Consider the following 19982-nt stretch of genomic DNA (forward strand, 5'->3'; position numbering starts at 1 on the left):
CTTGCGGTCGCCGGAGATCGGCGGCTCGGAGGGGGATACCGTCCGGAGCGCGCGAGCGTTCATCCGATCCGGAAACCGATCTCCGCGACGACGACCGGATGTCGGAGCCCGACGCGCACGGAACGCCACCGCCACGACGACGGAAGTCGCCGTCGGACTCGTCGCCGTACTTCCGGGAGCCGTGCAGACGGCGGGTACGGCCGAAGCCGCGACGATCCGCCGGCGACGGGCGCTGCTCTGCGGCCGAGCGAGAGGAGCGGCGCCTGGAGGGTGACACGGAGAGGCCCGTGACGGCAGTGGTCGTCACGGGCCTCTTCGTGTCGAAGACGCTCGAGCCCGGTCACCGGGTCCGAGCGTCAGCGGCGGGGATCAGTGCCTGATGCTGATGGCGGTGCTGCGGCCCTCGTTGCCGGCGGCGTCGAACGCGCGGGCGGTGATGCTGAAGGTGCCGGACGGGTAAGCGGAGGTGGAGACGGTCAGGCGCCAGGTCCCGTTGGACGCCCTGGTCGCGTCGCCGAGCCTGGTCGAGCCGCTCCAGAAGCTGACCCGGGTCGTGGCGACGTCGTCGGTCGAGGAGGCGACGAAGGTCACGCTCGAGCCGACGGTCGTCCCTGTCGTGGGAGATGTGATGACGACGGACGGGGCGGTCGTGTCCGCACCGGGCGTCGGGGTCGGCGTGGGCGTGCCTCCGGAATCACCGGAGAGGCCCCAGGCCTCCCAGGTGGTCTTCGCGATCGTCGCCTGACCGGACACGCTGGGGTGGAAGTAGTCCACGGTCGAGACGGCGCTCGCCGGGACGGCCATGCGCGAGAGCGCTCCTCCATCCCATCTGCAGTCGTTCGTCGTCGCGGCGCAGGCGTCGGAGAGCGCCCTGTTGTAGGCGGTCGCGCGGCTCGCCGCTTCTGCGAGCAGGGCTGTGTACTGGGTACCGGTCTGCTGCACTCCGGCCTCGCTCACGCCGCGGAACTTCCCGCACAGGTCCGCCGCCTGCCAGATCACGGCGCCCTTCGTCGCCTTGACGGTGCTCCACTCCGCGGCGATGTTCGGAACCGAGCCGACGAGCACGGTGGCGTCGGGCCAGGCGGAGGCGATCTTCGACATCACGCCCTTCGCGGAGGAGGTGAAGCCCGCGACGGAGGTCATGTCGTACGTCTGGCAGAGGTCGTTCCCGCCGATGAGGAGCGTGACGTAGTCCGGTTCCGCGCCGGCCGCGACGGCCTCGTCGATCTTGGCGCCCACGCCGCCGATGAAGCTGCCCGACCTCGCCGCGTTGACCGTCGTCAGGCTCGTGGTCGAGCTCGAGGCCTCGAGACGCGCAGCGATCGAGTCGACCGCCGGGTTCGTTCCGGTCGACCAGTTGCTCGCGACGCAGTCACCGGGCCCGTTGCAGGTTCCCGCCCCGCGCGAGATCGAGTCGCCCAGGGCGAGCAGGGTCTGCGTCCCGGCGGCCTGCGCCGGCCCGGCGACGAGGAGGCTGCCGAAGAGTGCGGCGGCGCCCAGACCAGCGCCGAGTGCGGCACGCCAGCGGCGATGAGTGGTGGATCGTCGTGATGTGACGGTCATGGTGGAGTCCCCCCGGGATTCGATGATGGAGCACGTAGGAGAGCGCGTGACTGCGATACCCCCTGATGGGAGGCAAGTGCAGGGGAGTGCGCTCGTCAACCACGAGGGGTCCGTTGACTCTGACGGGGGTGACGGAGGCGGCGACGGAGAGGGAGTGGCGGGGGTCCGTCACTCCGGCGAGCCGTCGGCGAACCGTCGGAGCGCGGCGGCGTAGCGGTCCGGGTCCCGGTGGTCGCTGTCGGTCAGGATCAGCACCGTGCCGGAGACGGCGCGCGTGTACTCGCCGCGACAGGGGAGGGTGACCACCGTCGTCAGTCCGGCCTCCCAGGCGGGGACGAGGGAGCCGAGGCAGCGCCGCTCCGGAGCGGCGTCCAGCGGGACGTCCCGCGCGTCCATCCGGGCGGACCGCAGCTCGTCGTGCCAGGCGCGGAATGGGGCTCCGAGGGAGTCGTCGCCGAAGCGCTCGCGCCAGCCGGGGCCGCGAGCGAGGTCGAGGAGGCGTGCGCGCTCGAGCGATCCGTCGGCGGTGCTGGAGAGCTGCCGGAGGAGCGGGCCGGTCTCGACCGCCAGATGCTCGACGCAGTCCTGCCACAGCTGAGGCCAGGCGCGCTGCTCGTCGGCGCCGGGCTCCGCCGACCCGACCCGTTCCGGGGACCGCTCGAGCGGCGGCGGCCCGTCGCCCGCCGGAGTGAAGCCCCACGCTTCGCGGATCCAGAGGAGCTCGAGCAGCGCCGCGGGGTTGTCCTCGACCTTGATGACCATCTCCGACGGCCAGGGGTCGCCGGGAAGAGGACGGGATGCGCGCATGAGAGGAGCTCCTTCCGAGGGGATGAGGTCGGATCGTGCCGGAGAAGGCTCCAGGGAGGCTGGACTCGCGTCGGCCGACGCGCCACTCCTCCGGGCGCCCAGCGGCGTCGCCGGTGATCGTCCCCGCGAGCGGTCGAGGACCGCGCCGAGCGCCTCCCGAATGTCGGTGCCCCCGACCTACACTCGGACGCGTTCGAACACACGTTCGATGCGATGAGGAGGGAGCCGACCATGAGCGTGACCGTCGTGGAGCGCATCGCGACTCCGGCCTCGGACGCCGTCGCCGTCACCTTCCTCGTCACCAGCGAGGCCGTGGCGGCGGGATTCCCGTCGCCGGCGCAGGACTACTTCGACGGGTCCCTCGACCTCAACGACCACCTGATCCGCGACAGGACGTCGACGTTCATCGTCCGCGTCTCGGGCGAGAGCATGGTCGGCGCGGGCATCAGCGACGGCGACGAGCTCGTGGTCGACCGGTCGATCACGCCGACGCACGGGAGCGTGGTCATCGCGATCCTCGACGGCGAGCTGACCGTGAAGCGCCTCGAGCTGCACCCCGGGGGAGTGGTGCTGCGGGCCGAGAACCCGGAGTACCCGCCGATCCACGTCGCCGAGCTGAGCGACCTCCAGGTGTGGGGCGTCGTCACCGTCTGCCTCCACCGGCTGCACCGTGCGCTCTGAGCGGCGCATCGCCCTGGTCGACGTGAACTCGTTCTACGTCTCCTGCGAGCGGCTGTTCGATCCGAGGCTCGCGGGCCGCCCCGTCGTCGTCCTCTCGAACAACGACGGCTGCGTGGTCGCCCGCTCCGACGAGGTGAAGAGGCTCGGGATCGAGAACGGCACGCCCTGGTTCCAGATCGAGCCGCTCATCCGCTCCGGTCGCCTCCCGGAGGTGATCGCCCGATCGAGCAACTACGAGCTGTACGGCGAGCTGTCCGCGCGCGTGATGGAGCTGCTGGGCCGCTACTCCGCCTGGCAGGAGGTGTACTCGATCGACGAGTCCTTCCTCGGCGTCGACGGCGACGTGGCGGAGCGGGCGAAGATCGGCCGGGCGATGCGGGCGGCCGTCGCGAAGAACGTCGGCCTGCCCGTCTGCGTCGGATTCGGGCCGAGCAAGACTCTCGCGAAGTTCGTCAACAAGGGCGGAGCGAAGAAGCACCCGCGCCTGGGGGGCGTCTGCGACACCGACTGGTACACGCCCGAGCAGCTCGACGCGCTCATGGCCTCGCAGCACGTCACCGAGCTGTGGGGAGTCGCCGGCCGCACCGGGAAGCGCCTCGCGGAGCTGTCCATCCACACCGTCCGCGACCTCCGCGACGCGGACCCCGCGCTGATCCGCAAGAAGTTCTCGGTCGTCCTGCAGCGCTCCGTCTACGAGCTGCGCGGCGTCGACTGCATCCCCCTCGAGGCCGCCCGCACCGTCCGCGACCAGCTGATCTTCTCCCGGTCGTTCGCCACTCCCGTGACGACGATCAGCGACATGGAGCAGGTGCTCTCCGTCTACGCGCAGCGCGCCGCCCACCGCCTCCGCGCTCAGGAGTCGGTCACCAGGACGATGAGCGTGTTCGCGTCGACGTCGCCGTTCGCGGACGCGCCCTCCGAGTCCGCCGGCGGCCTGGCCGGCTTCCCCGTCCCCACGGACGACCCGGTGGCGATGGTGAGGGCCGCGATCGGCACCCTGCGCCCGCGGCTTCGGGAGGGCGCGCGCTACGTGCGGGCCGGCGTCATCCTCACGAACCTGTCGCCGCGGCACTCGCACGCGCTGCTCGAGATCTTCGACACCGCCTTCGACACGAAGGGCCTCGGCGCCACCATCGACGCCGTGACCAAGCGCCACGGCCGGTCCGCGGTCGGCCTCGGGCTGGCGGGCATCCGCACGGGGCCGGTGTGGACGATGAAGCGCGACGCCCTCTCGCTCCGGGCGACGACGCACTGGGGCGAGCTGGCGACGGCCCACGCGCGGTGAGCCCGCCGGCGGGGAGATCGGGTCATCCGACGCGTAGGCGCCCGGGGCTCTCTCGGGCAGGCTCGTCGCCATCGACGAGTGTCGGTGCGGGGACGGCGGGAGGACCCATGGCCGAGAGCTGGCAGGACGCATCGGTGCGGGGCGTCGCGATGATCGAGAACGAGCTGGTCGTGCGGGACTTCCTCGAGGTGTGGAGCGCTCGCGACAGCCGCCAGCTCCTCCCGTTCCTGCATCCGGAGGTCGTCTACAGCGCGTCGAGCTCGCAGGAGATCGCGGGGCGGGCGCGGGTCCTCGAGATGTGCGACGAGGTCCATCGGGCGTTCACCGAGATCCGGATCGCCCTCGTCACGATCGCCGTCGCCGGCAGCGTCGTCCTCACCGAGCACGCCCTGCACCTCCGCTCGGACACGGGGGAGGGCCACTGGCTCCGCTGCTTCGGGAGCTACGAGCTCCGCGGCGAGCAGATCGTCACCTGGCGGCAGCTCCATGGGTGAGGGCCGCGCGTGACGGCGGTGACCGGCCCCGCGCGCCTCAGGCTCGCCCTGGTGCTGCTGGCCATCGCCTCGGGCGCGACCGACGCGTTCGCGTTCCTCCTGCTCGGCGGCATCTTCACCGCGAACATGACGGGCAACCTGGTGCTGCTGGGGCTGTACCCCCGCTCCGCCTGGCTGACGACCGCGGCCGGAGCGGTCACGGCGATCGTCTTCTTCGCCGGAGCGGTCTACGCCGGGTTCCGCACGACCCGGGCGCGCACGCCGTCGACCGGCGACGGGAGACGTCCGCTCCGCGCGATCGCGCTCGTGGGGGTCGTCCTGCAGCTCGCCGTCGCGGTCGCCTGGCCGACGGTGCAGGGCGGCACGTCGCTGCTCGTGGACTGCGCGTTCATCGCGACCAGCGCGGCGGCGCTGGGGCTGCAGACCGTGCTCGCGAAGCGGATCTCCGGCGCCGCCGGCCTGACGACCACGTTCGTCACGGGCACGCTCACGAGCCTGATGCAGGAACTCGCCGAGCGCTCGTCCGGGTCGAGGACCCTCCAGGCGCTCATCGTCGCGAGCCTCGCGGTCGGGGCCGTCGTCGGAGCGGCGACCGTGACGCTCGCCCCGGCCTGGGCTCCGACGCCGGCCCTCGTGCTCTCGGCGCTCGCCGTGGTGCTGCTCTTCGCACGCCGGACGCGAGCCGTGCCCGCGGGAGCGGAGCCCGGGGCCCCGCGTCCCGCGTGACCGGGATCAGGCGTCGAGCGCCCACTTCGGCCGGACCCAGTGGCAGGTGTAGCCGCCGGGGTGCTTGCGCAGGTAGTCCTGGTGCTCCTCCTCGGCGTCCCAGAACTCGCCGGCGGGCTCGACCTCGGTGACGACCGGTCCGGGCCAGCGGCCCGACGCGTCGATCTCGGTGATCGTCTGACGCGCGACCCTCTCCTGCTCAGGCGAGAGGAAGAGGATCACGGAGCGGTAGGCCGTGCCGATGTCGTTGCCCTGACGGTTCTTCGTCGTCGGGTCGTGCACCTGGAAGAAGAACTCGAGCAGGTCGCGGTAGGAGAGCTGCTCGGGATCGAACTCGATCTCGACCGCCTCAGCGTGGTCGCCGTGGTGGCGGTAGGTCGCGTTCGGCGTGCTGCCGCCGGCGTACCCGGCGCGGGTGCTGAAGACGCCCGGCATGTCGCGGATGAGCTCCTGGAGCCCCCAGAAGCATCCGCCCGCGAGGATCGCGCGCTCCTCGGCCATCAGACGCCTGCCTTCGTGTCGTGCGCGGACTCGCGCGGAGAGATCATCATGCGGGCAAGTCCATCACGACCGGGGACGTCGCGGCGAGCGTCGGACGACTCTCGGAGCAGACCGTCGGCGGGGGAGCCGAGCGTGTCCCGCCCGAGCGCTCCGTCACTGCGATCGGTACGCCGCCGGAGATGCACCGGTGGGAACGAGTCATCTGACCGGGTCGCTCCGGGTGCCCCCGTTCCTACGCTCGTCGGTACAACCGAGGAGAGAGCGGAGCGGACCATGGAGCAGCCGAACGTCGAGACGCGCAGTGCACGGCGGGTGATCGAGACCCTGACCGCCAACGGCGTGAAGTACGTCTTCGGGATCCCGGGAGCGAAGATCGACGCGGTCTTCGACGTCCTCGCCGACGAGGGGCCGGAGCTGATCGTCTGCCGGCACGAGCAGAACGCCGCCTTCATGGCCGCCGCGGTGGGACGGCTGACGGGCAGCCCGGGCGTCGTCCTCGTGACCTCCGGCCCCGGCACGACCAACCTCGCCACCGGCCTGCTCACGGCCAACACGGAGCAGGACCCGGTCGTCGCGCTCGCCGGGGCCGTGCAGCTCTCCGACCGCCTCAAGCGCACGCACCAGTCGATGGACGCGGCCGCCTTCCTCACCACCGTGACGAAGTACACGGTCGAGTCGACGGATCCGGACGACGTCTCGGAGGCGGTCAGCAACGCCTTCCGCGCCGCCGTCACCGAGCCCCGAGGCGCCGCGGCGGTCGTCCTCTCGGCCAGCGTGATGGCCGCGCCGACCTCGCAGGTCATCACCCGGGCGGCCACGGGGCCGACGAGCGGTCCGGCGCGCGCCGAGGACCTCACCCACGCCGCCGACCTGATCAACACCGCGGAGCGGCCCGTCCTCCTCGTGGGACTCCGCGCGTCGGAGCCGGCGACCGTGGCGGCACTGCGGGTCCTGATCAGCGAGACGGAGCTGCCGGTGATCGAGACGTTCCAGGCGGCCGGCCTCGTCTCCCGCGAGCTCGAGGACCACTACCTGGGCCGCGTCGGCCTGTTCAAGAACCAGCCCGCCGACCTCGCCCTCGCCGAGTCCGATCTCGTCGTCGCGATCGGCTACGACGCCGTCGAGTACGACCCGGTGATCTGGAACAGCGACGTCGACCGCCGGATCGTCCACATCGACTCCGTCGACGCCCCGCTGGACAACCACTACCTGCCGGCGCTGGAGCTGAAGGGCGATCTCGCGCAGACTGTCGCTGCCCTCACGCCGCTCGTCTCCGGCCTGCAGCTCGACGAGGACGCGGCCGACCGGGTCGCCCGGCACCGGAGCGAGCTGGAGCGGATCGACGACGCGGCGCGGACGGCCGAGGCGGCTCCCGGGACCGTCGATCCCGCCCGCCTCGTGCTCCTGATGCGCGACCTGCTCTCGGACGACGCCACCGTGGCCTGCGACATCGGCTCGAACTACATCTTCATGGCCCGGCACTTCCGCGTGTACGAGCCCAAGCACCTGCTCTTCTCGAACGGGCAGCAGACCCTCGGCGTCTCCTTCCCGTGGGGCATGGCGGCGAGCCTCCTGCGCCCCGGGACCCCGGTGGTCTCCGTCTCGGGCGACGGAGGGTTCCTGTTCTCCGCGACGGAGATCGAGACGGCGACGCGGCTCGGCCTCTCGTTCACGCACGTGATCATGCGGGACGACACCTACGACATGGTCGGCTTCCAGCAGCTGCTGAAGTACGGCCGCAAGTCCGGGGTCCAGCTCGGCGACTACGACATCGAGAAGTTCGCGGCGGCCTTCGGCGCCACGGGCAGGAGGGTGAGCGGCCTCGCCGAGTTCGAGGAGGCCTTCCGCGCCTCCCTGGCCGAGCCGGGCGTCTCGATCATCGACGTCGCGGTGGACTACAGCCGCAACGTCGACATCGCCGCCCACCTGGTCGAGGACGCCTTCGAATGAGCACGCACACGGTCGACTCGACCGACGACTACGCGATCTACCAGAGCTCGACCATGGCCGCGCTGCTGGCCGGGGTCTACGACGGAGACCTGACGATCCGCGAGCTGCTCACCCACGGCGACCTCGGGCTGGGCACCTTCAACCACCTGGACGGCGAGATGGTGATCGTCGACGGCGTCTGCTACCACCTGCGCAGCGACGGCTCCGTCCAGGTCGCGGACGGCGACGACCGGACGCCCTTCGCGGCCGTGCTGCCCTTCCACGCGACCACGACGTTCACGGTCGAGGAGCCGACCGGTCTCGCCGGCCTCACCCGGCTGATCGACGACGCGGTCGACGGCGGGAACATCCCCGTCGCCCTGCGGATCGACGGCCGGTTCACCGAGGTCCGCACCCGGACCGTCGGCGCGCAGACCGAGCCGTACCCGCCCCTGATCGAGGCGACCGCCCACCAGAGCGTGACCGGCATCGCCGACACCCGCGGCACGATCGCGGGCTTCCGCACTCCGCAGTTCGAGCAGGCCGTGTCGGTCCCCGGGTACCACCTGCACCACGTCGACGACGCCCGAGAGAAGGGCGGGCACGTCCTCGACGTGACCGTGGCCGAGGTGACGGTCTCGCTCACGACCGTCGCCGGACTGCACCTCGCGCTCCCGGAGACGGACCAGTTCCGCCGGGCGGACCTGGCGATGAAGGACATCGCGGCGCAGGAGGCGCGAGCAGAGGGGTGAGGCGGATGGGACGTGCGGGGAGACGGGCCGGCCGCGACCCGTCTCCCCGGATGCCCGTCAGGGCGCGAGCTCCTCGCGGACGATCGCCGCTCCCGCGCTCAGCGCGCTCAGCTTCCCCCAGGCGAGGTCGCGGGGCAGCGGCGCCATGCCGCAGTTCGTGCTCGGGAGGAGCAGGTCCGCGTCGACGAACCGGAGGGCGCGGCGCAGGGTGTCGGCGACCTCCTCGGGCGTCTCGACGGTCCCGCTCGCCACGTCGATCGCTCCGAGCATGACCTTCTTGCCACGGACGAGCTCGATCAGCTCCATCGGCACGTGGGAGTGGTGGCTCTCCAGCGAGACGATGTCGAGCGAGGACTGCTGGAGGAGCGGCAACGACTCCTCGTACTGCCGCCACTCCGACCCGAGGGTCGCCTTCCAGTCGGTGTTCGCCTTGATCCCGTAGCCGTAGCAGATGTGCACCGCGGTCTCGATGCGGAGTCCCTCCGCCGCCCTCTCCAGCGCGGCCACACCCCAGTCGTGCACCTCGTCGAAGAAGACGGTGAAGGCGGGCTCGTCGAACTGGACGATGTCGACTCCGGCGTCCTGGAGGGCTCGCGCCTCCTCGTTGAGGATGGTCGCGAACTCCCACGCCAGCTTCTCGCGGCTCCCGTAGTGCCGGTCGGAGAGGGTGTCGATCATCGTCATCGGGCCGGGCAGCGCCCACTTGATGGGCTGATCGGTCTGCTCGCGCAGGAACCGGGCGTCGTCGGCGAACACGGGCCTCTCGAGCCCCACGGCGCCGACGACGGTCGGCACGCTCGCGTCGTACCGGTCGCGGATGCGCACCGTCTCGCGCCGCTCGAAGTCGACGCCCGTGAGGTGCTCGATGAACGTCGTGACGAAGTGCTGCCGGGTCTGCTCCCCGTCGCTGACGATGTCCAGGCCCCGGTGGTGCTGCTCGTGGACAGCGGCGCGCAGGGCGTCCTGCTTGCCCTCGGCCAGGGCGTCGCCGGTCAGCCGCCACGGGGACCACAGGGTCTCCGGCTGCGCGAGCCACGACGGCTTCGGCAGGCTGCCGGCGATCGAGGTGGGCAGGAGCGGGAGGGCCGCCGAGGCTCCGCGCGCGCTCATCGGACCGCTCCCGCGTACTCGGCGGCCCACTGCCGCAGCCGCTCCCCGTGCGGCTTCATGAGATGCTCCTCCGCGAACCGCCCCTGCTCGACCGCGAGCCGGCCGCGCTCCTCGCGGTCGTAGGAGACCGCGGGCCGCACGTAGTCCTGCTGCTCCAGGTCCGGCCGGTAGACGTCGGCGGCGGCCGAGCGCGCGCCGTAGATCTCGGGCCGGTAGATCCTCTGGAACGTCTCCATCGTGCTGATGGTGGCGATGAGCTGGAGGTCCGAGTAGTCCTCCAGCAGGTCGCCGCCGCAGTAGAACGCGAGCGGCGCCGTGCTGCCGGGCGGCATGAAGAAGCGGACCCCGAGGCCCATCTCCGCGAAGTACCGGTCGGTCAGCGAGAGCTCGTCCTGCCGGTACTCGACGCCGAGGATCGGATGGAGGGTCCCGGTGCGCCGGTACGTCCTGCTCGTCGAGACGCTGATGCAGATGACGGGCGGCGTCGACGAGAGCTCCGCGTACTGCGCGGAGTCCCGGAAGTGCTGGAAGAGCGCGCCGTGCAGGACGCCGAAGTCGTCGGGGACGGTGAAGCCGGCCTGCGCGGCGTTGACCGCCGGCAGCCGCACGCTGAAGTCGTGGTCGCGGAGGTAGGAGGAGAAGTTGTTCCCCAGTGTCCCCGGCTGACATCGGCCGGTGCGGCGGTCGAGGATCCGGGTGCGCAGGACCTCCAGCAGGGGGAACTCCCGGTCCTCGCCGTCCGTGGTGAGCCGCAGCCCGACGGAGACGATGTCGAGCCCGACCGTGTAGCGGCCGCGGCTCGGATCGTCGCCCGGCACGAGATCGTTCAACCGGTCGTCGATCATCCGCAGCGCGGTCCGGAGGTTCTCCCGGCGGCGCTCGCCGCGGGCCAGATTCGCGAAGTTGGTGGTGATCCGGGAGCTCCGGGCCGGCGAGTAGTCCTCGTCGAAGGGGGTGAGGGTGATGCTGAAGGCGGGTTCGTTCGTCATGATCGGCCGATCGGTAGGAGGGACAGGGGCGGGGGCGGGTCCCCTACGTCCCGAAGAGGTTGGCGCGGGTCCCGCCGGGAGCGAGCTCGTCGCGGAGGATCCCGCGGCGGCGCAGGACGGGGACGAGGTCGTCGAGCATCCGGTGCAGGGTGACCGGGTGCAGGTCCCCGGAGAGGAGGAGCCCGTCGCTGCCGCCGTCGTCGCCGAGCTCCTCGACGAAGTCGGCGAACTCCTCCGCGGTGCCGACGAAGCCGGCGCGCTCGGCGACGCGGCCCTTGCGCGCCTTCCTTGTCAGCAACTCCCGCAGCGGAGCGTCCTCCGTGCCGCCGTAGAGGCCGGCGATGGTGCCGTGCGAGACGTGCTCGCCGAACACCGACCGCGGGACGGGGAGGTCCAGGTCCAGCCCGGTGAGGTCGGTCTCCAGGTCGCTCGACCAGCCGAGCGCGATCCGCCGCAGCGCGTCCTCGTCGGGGTGGCGCGACGCCTCGACGACGCGCGCGGCCTCCTCCGGGCTCGACACGATCTCGGGCTTCACGACGAAGAGCACGCGCAGGTCGTCCGCGGTCCGCCCGTGCTGCTCGGCCGCGGCGAGCACGCGCGCCCGGTAGTCGCGCACCGCCCGGGCCTCCAGAGGGGCGAGCGCGAGCTGCACGTCCGACTGCGTGCCGGCGAAGGCCAGGCCGCGCGGAGACCCGCCGGGGGAGACGACGATCGGGTCGCCGTTCTCGAAGGGGACGGCGTTCAGGGGTCCGTCCACGCGGAAGTGCTCCCCGCGGTGGCGGAACGCGTCGATCCGGGTGCCGTCGGCGTAGCGGCCCGACCCGGGGTCGGCGATCAGCGCGCCCTCGCCCCAGCTGCGCCAGAGCCGGCGGACGACCGCCATCCACTCGTCGGCCCGGTCGTAGGCCGCGTCGTGCGACAGCGGCTCCAGGCCCACGTGGCGGGCGCTGCCGACGTCGGTGACCAGGTTGATCCCGAAGCGGTCGGAGCTGAGGTGCTGCAGCGTCGCCGCCTGCCGGGCGGCGAGGTACGGGGGCGTGATGCCGGCGTTGATCGTCGGTGCCAGCCCGATCCGCTGGGTCGCCGCGAACAGGTACGGCGCCAGGAGGAGCGGATCGTGCTTCGGCCCGCCGTACGCTCCCCGTACCCGCAGGTCGAGCGTCTCCGGGGAGCCGAGCGAGACGGCGTCCTCCATCACGATCAGCTCGAAGCCGGCCTGCTCCAGCTCGCGGGCCGACTGCTGGTAGAGGCCGGGCTTCGTCCAGTCGTGGTTCCACTCCCGGTAGGGGTGCCCCCACCCCTGCGGGCCGAAGCCCCGGGAGAAGAACCAGCCGAAGTGCTGACGGCGCGCCACGCTCACACCTCCGCGAGCGCGGGGAGGGCGTGTGCGCGCACCGCGGCGAGCCCGCGCTCGAGGTCGCGGAGGAGGTCGTCGACGTCCTCGATCCCGATCGACAGCCGGAGGAGCCCGGGGTGGATCCCGGCGGCGGCGCGCTCGGCGGGGGTGCGTCCGGCGTGGGTGGTCGACGCGGGGTGCAGCACCAGCGAGCGCACGTCGCCGAGGTGGGTCATGTGGCTGAACAGCTCGACGGCGTCGATGAAGGCGGCCGCGCCCGCCTCGCCTCCGGCCACGGTGAAGGAGAAGACGGAGCCCTGCCCGCGGGGGAGCAGCCGCTGCGCGAGGGCGAACGACGGGCTCGACTCCAGGCCGGAGTAGTCGACCGACACGACCTCGGGCCGCCCCTCGAGGAAGCGGGCGACGGCGAGGGCGTTCGCGGAGTGCCGCTCGACCCGCAGCGACAGCGTCTCGACGCCCTGCCGCAGCAGGAAGGAGTTCAGCGGTGACGGCGTCGGTCCGAGGCGGGAGACCACGATGTCCCGCGTGTACGAGACGAAGGCGCGCCGGCCGTGCTGCTCGGTCCAGCTGCGGCCGCCGAACGACCGCTCCTCCTGGTTGAGGTGCGGGAAGAGCGCGGGGCGCGCCGCCCAGTCGAACGTGCCGGCGTCGACGATCACGCCGCCGAGGGCGGAGCCGTGCCCGGCGAGGAACTTGCTGGTCGAGTGCACGACCACGTCGGCACCGTGCTCGATCGGGCGGAGGAGGTACGGGGTCGCGAGCGTGTTGTCGACCACGAACGGCAGCCCGTGCCGGTGCGCGATCGCGGCCAGCGCCGGGAGGTCCAGCAGATCGTTCTTCGGGTTGGGGATCGGCTCGCCGAAGAGGACCCGGGTGTCGGGCCCGATCCGCCGCTCCCACTCGCCGAGGTCCGACGCGTCGTCGACGAAGTCCACGCCGATCCCGAGCCGACCGAAGTTCTGCACCAGCAGCCCGCGGTTGCCCTCGTAGAGGCGGCGCGACGAGAGCACCCGGTCGCCGGCCTGCAGGATCCCCAGGAGAGCGGAGGCGGTGGCCGCCTGGCCGCTCGCCACCAGGATCGCCTCGGCGCCGCCCTCGAGATCGGCGAGCCGACGCTCGACCTCCTCGGTGGTCGGGTTCCCGTTGCGGGTGTAGAGGTAGCCCTCGTCCTCGCCGGCGAACCGCTCGCGGGCGTGCTCGAAGCTGTCGAACACGAAGCCGGCGCTGAGGTGCACGGGCGTGACTCGCGCTCCGTGGGCGCCGTCGGGCGCGGCACCGGCGTGCACCTGGCGCGTGGTGAAGCCGGCCGCCGCGGAGGCACGGTCTTCGGGCGCCGGGGTCGAGGTCGCGGCGCTCGCCGCAGTGGTCGCTGTGGTCGCCGCAGCGGTGGTCGCGGTGGTCGCCGGTGCAGTGATCGTCACGGTGTGCTCCTGTCCAGACGCCCGGAAGGCGGATGCCGGGAGCCTGTCAGGCCGAGGGGAGTGCGCGCCGGATCGTGACGGAGTGTGACTGCGAGGGCGCGTCGTCGCGGGTCGTGGACGTCGACCGCTCGGAGTCCGCGGGTCGTGACTCAGCTGTGCGTCGTGTTCGCCCGGATCTCCTCGACGGACAGCTCCGGCGCACCGCCCGCCGCAGCCGCCGGGTCCATCCAGACGAAGTCCCAGTGGTGGCCGTCGAGGTCGTCGAAGCTCTTCGAGTACATGAACCCGTGGTCCTGCTCGCCGGCCGGGGTCGCGCCCGCGGCGAGGGCCTTCCCGTGGAGGGTGTCGACCTCCTCCCTGCTGTCGGCGCTGAGGGCGAGCTGCACCTCGGTCGAGGTGGTGGCGTCGATGATCGGCTTGCTGGTGAACTCGGCGAAGAACTCCCGCGTGAGCAGCATCGCGGTGATCGTGTCGCTGATCACCACGCTGACGGCGTTCTCGTCGCTGAAGCCCTCGTTGATCGAGTAGCCGAGCGATTCGTAGAAGGCCCTCGCCCGGGCGAGATCGGCGACGGCCAGGTTGACGAAGAGCATGGTGGGCATCGGTGCACCGTTCCTGTCGGGACGCCGGTGGCGCGCCGCCGCCGGTCGTGACTGCATGATGATGACCGGCCGGCGGCGGTGTCAAGGAAGCGCTGCCGGGAAGGCGGTGGATGCCCGGTGCGGGGCGACCGGCGGAGGACGCGGCGCACGGATGCCGCGCATCTGCTGGACTGGCCTCGAGCACCGCAGCACGAGCAGGAGGGAGCGGACGTGATCCGGATCCTCGTTCCCACCGTCCTCGCGGCCGCCCTCCTCGCGGCCGGCTGGACCGCGATCGGACCCTCGCATCCGGTCTTCGCCGCGGTCGCGCAGATGGTCCTCACCAGCTGGGCGGCACTGACCTTCGGCGGGCGCACGCGTCCGCTCGAGCAGTCCTGGTTCGACGTGGGTCGCCGCGAGCCGGCGCTGCTGCGAGCGCTCGGGGTCGGCGTCTTCGGCCGGCTGCTCGACGTCGTCGGGTGGAACCGCCTCGTCACCCGCGAGCGCGGCTTCGACGGCACGCGCGCGGGACTGACCGCTCTCGATCAGCACACCCGCCGCTCCGAGGCGGTGCACCTCGCGTGCACGGCCGTCGGAGTCGCGCTCGCCCTCGCCGCGACAGTCACGGGTGCGACGGGCGGCGCGGCCTGGCTGCTCGGGTCGACGATCGCCGTCCAGCTCTACCCCGCGCTGCTGCAGCGGCTGGTGCGGGCGCGCATCCAGCGGGCGGGGCGGGCGGCGCGCGGTGCACTTCGCGTCGCGGACTCGGGAGACAGCGCCCCCGGCGGCGGACCGACCACGGCTCTGGAAGGGCGGTGATCACGGGGTCACCGACGCGCCGCGATCGTCACCGGGATCGGCCAGGGGATGGCGGCGCGCGAGGACATCGCGAGCCACGTCGGGCGGATCGCGCCGGTCGTCCTCCGCCGCCGTCAGCAGGAGAGCGAGGGCCGTGTCGGCGGGGATCCGCTGCGCTGCGCTGATGAAGCCGACGGCCTGCAGCACGGCGATCGTCCCCGGCGTGAGCGGGGCGCGGGACGCCGCCCAGCGACGGACCTCGGCGTCGTCCGTGTCCTCGGTCAGAGCGTCGGCCAGGAGGCGTGGAGGGAGGGCATGGGCGGGCCGGTCAGTACCCGAAGCCGTGCTCGAGCTCGACGTCGAAGGTGACGTCGTCCTCGCTCGGCTGCACGGGGAACACTCCCGTGAGCGTCCTGGTGCGTTCGCGGATGCGGGCGACCTCGGCCGTGTTGTCCGGCTCCGGGAGATCGGAGGGAGTGGTCTCGGCGACCAGGGCGGCGCCGGCGTTGAGCAGGAACACCGCCTGCACGGTGCCGCCGTCGCCGCCGATGCCGGTGTACTCCACGCGGTCCGCCGTGCTGCTCACGGCGAGGGCGACGCCGTACTCGATCAGAGCGTCCGCCGCGTCGTCTCCGACCAGCATCGTCTTGTTCGCGAAGTGGAGATGCTTCATGCCCCCAGCGTGCGCAGCGCCGAGGCCGACGGGGGAGAGACTTGACAGCTCCTGGTGCGGTCGACAGACGCGACCGCGGCACCCGGTGACGCCCGGTCGCGCCCGGTCGTCCTCGGCGTCGCCGAGACGGCACCCGTGGCGTCGGCCGTCCTCTGAGCAGGTCCGCGTCACAGCGACGTGGATCGACGGACCCGTGCTGATGTCGGCCGCCGAGACACCCGGCCGAGAGCAGGGCGACGTGACAGGCGGTGTCAGCGGGACATGCGCCGACGCCCGCGCCGCTTCTCCCCTCTGAGGATCAGGGCCGCGAGGAACGCGGCGAGGACTGCGCCGATGGTGTTCATGAACCAGTCGTTCGTGTCGCAGGAGCGGCCGATCGCCGGAACGCCCGCCTGGACCAGCTCGATCAGGGCGGACAGGCCGGAGACGGCGGCGGCGACGAGCAGGGGCCGGCCGACCGCGACCGCGAGCAGCAGGGCCCCGGGGAGCAGGAGCGCGATGTTCGCGAGGGTGTCGATGCCGTCGAACGGCACCGAGAACTGCACGGTGCAGAAGACCCGCGGCGTCCCGTCGGGCGGATACACGGTCAGCGCGATCCCCACGACGAAGGCGAGCGCGGCGAGGACGAGAAGAGACCTTTCCGCGCCGCGCCGGTGCAGCAGCCAGGCGATCGCCGTGACCACCGCGACCGCGATCCAGAAGGCGATCGGGACGAGCGCGGCGTGGTCGACGAGGAATGTGCTGATCACGGTGCTCCGCTTCGAGGTGTCGGGGTGGCGGGAGAGGAAGAGGTCTTCCGTTGACGGACGGCCCGCTCACTCCAGGTCGGCCTGTGCCGACAGCCGGCAGGCCTTCGGCGCGAGTCAGCTCCGGAGGGGAGAGCCTGCTGCGTCGAAGCGGTAGCCGCCGAAGGCGCCGCTGAGCAGCGGGCGCGCCGTCGCGATCGCGGCCTGGACCCGGGGGAGGGCGAGGGAGGCCCGATGCGCCTCGGCGCTCTCCCACAGCTCGACGACGAAGACGGTGTCGGGCTGCTCGTCGTCGACCCCGACCTCGTAGAGCAGGCAGCCGGCGTCGACGAGGTCGTCGTTGTGCTCGGTGAGGACGGCGACGAGCTCGTCGCGTCTGCCGGGGACGGCCCCGAGGGTGCCGACGTTCACGAAGGTCATGCCGCGAGGGTACCGCCGAGGACACCGGCGGCGGGTGGCCGTCTCGCCGGTCGGAGTGCGGTCGGGACGTCACGCTGGACGGAGTCGCCGTGCTCCCGCCTGCGAACCGCAGACCGGTCGCGGTCGGCCCGAGGCCACGCCGGCTCGGGAGGATCGCGTCGCGAGAGAGGATCCCCGGTGGTCTCCGCGATCCCCGTCGGGTCCCACCGGCCAGGCATGGGCGTGCTCGGACCGACGGAGTGCGCCCGATCAGCCGGCGGGCCTGCTGAACAGGTTGACGACGTTCCCGTCCGGGTCGCGGACGAGGGCGGAGCGGTTGCCCCACGGCATGGTGCTCGGCGGGAGCACCACGTCCTCGCTCCGGGGTCCGAGCCCGGCGAAGGCGCGGTCGACGTCGGGCACCTCGAACTCGAGCAGGACGGAGCGGTTCGACGCGGGGACGACGGCGCCGTCCAGCACGGCGACCGTCGAGGTGTGGGCGATCGCGAGGGTCGCACCCGCTCCCGTGAACTGCGCGAAGACCGGCGCCGGGCGCTCGGCCGGTCGGCCGACGACCTGCTCGTAGAAGGCGACGAGGGCGTCGAGGTCGTCGGTGACGATGCGGAGGGAGGTGAACGACATGGGGCTCCTTCAGGGGCGGGGATCAGGTGGAGGCACCAGGCTCGCCGGTCGCCGCGACACCGTCCTGTCGGTGTTTCCGCAGATCGTCCGCGTCTCCGCGAGGCCAGCGGGGCCCGTCCCCGGAGCGGGTCAGCCGTCGACGACGGACCGCAGCCGGCCGTACTGGAGCGCGAGGTCCTCGGCCCGGAGGGTGCGCTGCGGAGGCCGCTCGTCGGTCACCTCGACCGACAGCATCCGGTCGCCGCGGAACGCCCTGACCCCCTCCCGCAGCCGGCACCACGCGATCAGGTACCAGTGCTCCTCCTTCCCTATCGAGCCGAGCGGTTCGACGTCTCGGACCGACTCCGCGCCGCTGCTGTCGCGGTAGCGCAGCCGGACGACTCGATCCGCTCGGAGGGCCGTCGCGAACTCCGCCGGGACGGCCGCCTCCTCCTCGCTCTCGAGGAAGTGCACCCGGGAGGCGACCGCGCCGGCGCGGGCGGCCACGTCGTCCGGCAGGACCGCGAGCGTCTTCCGGGCAGCGGTCCTGGCTGCCTGCCGGAACGGACTGCGCTGCAGCGCGCTGAGGCCGATCAGCACCGCGACGGCCTCCTCCACCGTGAACCCGGCCGGACCGAGGGTCGCGGACGCGTCGATGACGTAGCCGCCCGTGCGGCCGGGCTCCGCCCAGATCGGCAGACCCGCCTGCTGCAGCGCGGACAGGTCCCGCTCGATGGTCCGCACCGACACCTCGAACCGCTCGGCGAGACGGCGCGCGCTCCGCGGCCGGGGCGAGACCGCCCGCAGCTCCTCGACGAGCCCGTAGAGACGATCGGTGCGGTTCACCCGACCATCATCCGCCCGGGGCCGCCGCGAGCGGCCGCAGCGCTGGGCTCAGTACTGCGCCTGCTCGTGCACCTCGACCGAGCCGTAGAGGGGGGCGCGTCGGGCGTACCGCACGGCGTCGTCCCGGGTCGGGCAGTCGAGCAGGTAGTAGCCGACGAGGGCGGACCGCTCCTCCGCTCGGGACGGGGCCGGAGTGCCGCCTTCTCTTCGCGCCGCGGTCAGATCCGTCTCGACGGAGACGTCCCCGGAGGCGTCGGCGAAGCGTCCGGAGTCGACGAGGACGCCGTCCGCCTTCAGCGACGCGTCGTAGTCCGCCCAGGCCGCGTAGTCCTCGGGGGTATCGCCCCCGGCGTAGCTGCCGTCGGACCGCATCACGAGCATGACCTTCATCGCGCCTCCTGGTCCATCCGACCACCGTTCCCCCGGCGGCCGCCTCCGCGGTCGGATCGCCCCCGGGATCCGGCGCGCCGAGTCTCCGACCATTCCGGGTCGAGGCGACCGTGCGGGGAAGGGATCGCTACGGAGCGGGATCGTCTGCGCCGAGGGCCTGCTGGAGGAGCCGGAGCGCCTTCGGCCCGACTCCGTGGAGGGTTGCGAGACGGTCGAGGCCCACCCGCCTCACGTCGTCCAGATCGTGCACGCCCGCGTCCTCGAGCGCACGCGTGGCCGGGGCGCCGACGGCGGGAAGCGGTCGCGGATCCCTGCGTCCGACACGACGAACCGGTCGGCCACCCGACAGCCGATCCGGCTCGGCGCGGGTCGCGCTCGCGACTCTGCGTCTCAGGGCGTCGACGAGTGCCGCCACCGAGGCGTCCGGTACGGCACGAGTGACGGCCAGGACGGTGCGCTCGAGGGGCGGGTGCAGTCCGACGGCGACCATCCCGTGCGCGAGGGCGCTCCGCGGGACGGGGGCGGCCCCGACACCGGCGGAGGCGAGGGCGGCGGCCTGCTGCACGGACCGGGTCTGGAGGGCGTAGGAGACGAGCACTCCGGCTCCCGCGAGCCGCTCGGCCAGCCAGGCGCCGTACCCGTTCGACGCGTCCACGCCGATCAGGCCTCCCGCCTCACCGAGCTCGGCCATGGGGAGCCGGCCCGCCGAGACCTCTCCGGCGGGCCGGCCGACGACGACGATCTCCTCCGTCCCGAGGCGCTCGACGTGCAGTCCGTCCACCGTCGCCGGCCCGGGGACGACGACGAGGTCGAGGAGGCCGGCGCGCAGGTCCTCGATCGAGGTGGCGGCGCTGGTCGTCTCGACGAGCTGCAGCGGCGTGCGTCCGTCGGCGTTCCACCGGGTGACCACGGGGACGAGGAAGGGCAGGGTGAAGCTCTCGGCGACGGCGAGCCGGATCGGCTGCTCCGCGTCCGCCGTCCGCGCGGCCGCCACGGCGCGTTCGGCGGCGTCGACGGCGAGGCGGGCGTGCTCGACGAGCGCGCGACCGTACCGGGTGAGGGTCGCGCCGCCAGGGTTCCGGTCCACGAGGGGCACTCCGACTTCGCGCTCGAGGGACGCGACCTGGTGGGAGACCGCGGGCTGCGAGAGGTGCAGCGTGCGCGCGGTCGCGCCGATCGATCCGACCCGCGCCAGCGTCACCATCACCTCGAGGGCTCGAAGACTGGGCATAGACGAACTCTATCCCTGACCTCAGATATACGACGGTCGTTTATGGACTGATGGTGTCCGTCCCCTGGTTGTCACGAACGAA

General features: G+C 72.5%; 23 protein-coding genes. 7 read left to right on the plus strand and 16 right to left on the minus strand.

Annotated features, from left to right (window positions below):
- Positions 1-369: 369 nt before the first annotated feature.
- Both C5C10_RS00085 and C5C10_RS00090 read right to left on the minus strand, forming a co-directional pair.
- On the minus strand, positions 370-1563 hold the full coding sequence (locus C5C10_RS00085; RefSeq protein WP_104328167.1) for an SGNH/GDSL hydrolase family protein: 1194 nt from the start codon (positions 1561-1563) through the stop codon (positions 370-372).
- A 168-nt stretch (positions 1564-1731) separates the two neighbouring features.
- Positions 1732-2370, minus strand: coding sequence for a hypothetical protein (locus C5C10_RS00090; RefSeq protein ID WP_104328168.1), 639 nt, complete (start codon positions 2368-2370; stop codon positions 1732-1734).
- A 231-nt stretch (positions 2371-2601) separates the two neighbouring features.
- Between C5C10_RS00090 and C5C10_RS00095 the strand changes: the two genes are divergently transcribed.
- The 4 genes from C5C10_RS00095 to C5C10_RS00110 all read left to right on the plus strand — a co-directional run bounded on the left by C5C10_RS00095 (position 2602) and on the right by C5C10_RS00110 (position 5556).
- Entirely contained in the window at positions 2602-3051 is a 450-nt protein-coding gene (locus C5C10_RS00095) for a LexA family transcriptional regulator (RefSeq protein ID WP_104233991.1), read from the plus strand.
- Positions 3041-4336 (plus strand): Y-family DNA polymerase, encoded by a 1296-nt coding sequence (locus C5C10_RS00100; protein WP_104328169.1) that lies wholly within the window; start codon positions 3041-3043, stop codon positions 4334-4336. Before C5C10_RS00095 ends, C5C10_RS00100 begins: the two co-directional genes overlap by 11 nt.
- A gap of 107 nt (positions 4337-4443) precedes the next feature.
- Positions 4444-4830, plus strand: a complete 387-nt coding sequence (locus tag C5C10_RS00105; protein ID WP_104328170.1) for a nuclear transport factor 2 family protein — start codon at positions 4444-4446, stop codon at positions 4828-4830.
- Positions 4831-4839: 9 nt separating this feature from the next.
- A complete protein-coding gene (locus tag C5C10_RS00110) occupies positions 4840-5556 on the plus strand; it encodes a YoaK family protein (protein ID WP_104328171.1) in 717 nt (238 codons plus the stop codon).
- 6 nt (positions 5557-5562) lie between these two features.
- Here C5C10_RS00110 and msrA read toward each other — a convergent pair whose 3' ends face one another.
- Entirely contained in the window at positions 5563-6057 is a 495-nt protein-coding gene (gene msrA / locus C5C10_RS00115) for a peptide-methionine (S)-S-oxide reductase MsrA (RefSeq protein ID WP_104226547.1), read from the minus strand.
- A 273-nt stretch (positions 6058-6330) separates the two neighbouring features.
- Here msrA and alsS point away from each other — a divergent pair, with 273 nt between their 5' ends.
- Entirely contained in the window at positions 6331-8007 is a 1677-nt protein-coding gene (gene alsS / locus C5C10_RS00120) for an acetolactate synthase AlsS (protein ID WP_104283990.1), read from the plus strand.
- Positions 8004-8738 (plus strand): acetolactate decarboxylase, encoded by a 735-nt coding sequence (budA, locus tag C5C10_RS00125; RefSeq protein WP_104328172.1) that lies wholly within the window; start codon positions 8004-8006, stop codon positions 8736-8738. The genes alsS and budA overlap by 4 nt, the downstream gene beginning before the upstream one ends.
- Positions 8739-8795: 57 nt before the next feature.
- Here the strand turns inward: budA and C5C10_RS00130 are convergent, their stop codons facing one another.
- From C5C10_RS00130 to C5C10_RS00155, 5 genes are all read right to left on the minus strand, one after another.
- A complete protein-coding gene (locus C5C10_RS00130) occupies positions 8796-9848 on the minus strand; it encodes a methionine synthase (protein WP_104262243.1) in 1053 nt (350 codons plus the stop codon).
- Positions 9845-10837: a putative oxygenase MesX gene (locus C5C10_RS00135; RefSeq protein ID WP_104328173.1), complete on the minus strand. Its 993-nt coding sequence runs from the start codon at positions 10835-10837 to the stop codon at positions 9845-9847. Before C5C10_RS00135 ends, C5C10_RS00130 begins: the two co-directional genes overlap by 4 nt.
- A 43-nt stretch (positions 10838-10880) precedes the next feature.
- Positions 10881-12191, minus strand: coding sequence for an LLM class flavin-dependent oxidoreductase (locus C5C10_RS00140; RefSeq protein ID WP_104328174.1), 1311 nt, complete (start codon positions 12189-12191; stop codon positions 10881-10883).
- A gap of 2 nt (positions 12192-12193) precedes the next feature.
- Positions 12194-13480 carry an O-acetylhomoserine aminocarboxypropyltransferase/cysteine synthase family protein gene (locus tag C5C10_RS00145; protein ID WP_104309669.1) on the minus strand — a complete coding sequence of 429 codons (1287 nt, stop codon included), beginning with the start codon at positions 13478-13480 and terminating at the stop codon, positions 12194-12196.
- Positions 13481-13764: 284 nt separating this feature from the next.
- Complete coding sequence (locus C5C10_RS00155) at positions 13765-14217, minus strand: VOC family protein (RefSeq protein ID WP_104250854.1); 453 nt, start codon at positions 14215-14217, stop codon at positions 13765-13767.
- Positions 14218-14427: 210 nt separating this feature from the next.
- Between C5C10_RS00155 and C5C10_RS00160 the strand changes: the two genes are divergently transcribed.
- Positions 14428-15015, plus strand: coding sequence for a hypothetical protein (locus C5C10_RS00160; RefSeq protein ID WP_104328176.1), 588 nt, complete (start codon positions 14428-14430; stop codon positions 15013-15015).
- Here the strand turns inward: C5C10_RS00160 and C5C10_RS00165 are convergent, their stop codons facing one another.
- The 8 genes from C5C10_RS00165 to C5C10_RS00200 all read right to left on the minus strand — a co-directional run bounded on the left by C5C10_RS00165 (position 15016) and on the right by C5C10_RS00200 (position 19900).
- On the minus strand, positions 15016-15201 hold the full coding sequence (locus C5C10_RS00165; protein WP_104328177.1) for a hypothetical protein: 186 nt from the start codon (positions 15199-15201) through the stop codon (positions 15016-15018).
- A gap of 121 nt (positions 15202-15322) precedes the next feature.
- Complete coding sequence (locus C5C10_RS00170) at positions 15323-15667, minus strand: hypothetical protein (protein WP_104328178.1); 345 nt, start codon at positions 15665-15667, stop codon at positions 15323-15325.
- Positions 15668-15918: 251 nt separating this feature from the next.
- Complete coding sequence (locus C5C10_RS00175) at positions 15919-16416, minus strand: VanZ family protein (RefSeq protein WP_104268970.1); 498 nt, start codon at positions 16414-16416, stop codon at positions 15919-15921.
- Between the two features lie 114 nt (positions 16417-16530).
- Entirely contained in the window at positions 16531-16833 is a 303-nt protein-coding gene (locus C5C10_RS00180) for a putative quinol monooxygenase (protein WP_104226533.1), read from the minus strand.
- Positions 16834-17082: 249 nt separating this feature from the next.
- Positions 17083-17454 (minus strand): VOC family protein, encoded by a 372-nt coding sequence (locus C5C10_RS00185; protein ID WP_104328179.1) that lies wholly within the window; start codon positions 17452-17454, stop codon positions 17083-17085.
- Between the two features lie 129 nt (positions 17455-17583).
- On the minus strand, positions 17584-18279 hold the full coding sequence (locus tag C5C10_RS00190) for a YafY family protein (protein WP_104328180.1): 696 nt from the start codon (positions 18277-18279) through the stop codon (positions 17584-17586).
- Positions 18280-18327: 48 nt separating this feature from the next.
- A complete protein-coding gene (locus tag C5C10_RS00195) occupies positions 18328-18669 on the minus strand; it encodes a YciI family protein (protein ID WP_160033412.1) in 342 nt (113 codons plus the stop codon).
- Between the two features lie 127 nt (positions 18670-18796).
- Positions 18797-19900, minus strand: a complete 1104-nt coding sequence (locus C5C10_RS00200) for a LysR substrate-binding domain-containing protein (RefSeq protein WP_104328182.1) — start codon at positions 19898-19900, stop codon at positions 18797-18799.
- Positions 19901-19982 lie beyond the last annotated feature (82 nt).

This window comes from Rathayibacter sp. AY1A3 (assembly GCF_002930975.1).
In the GTDB taxonomy this organism is placed as follows: Bacteria; Actinomycetota; Actinomycetes; order Actinomycetales; family Microbacteriaceae; genus Rathayibacter.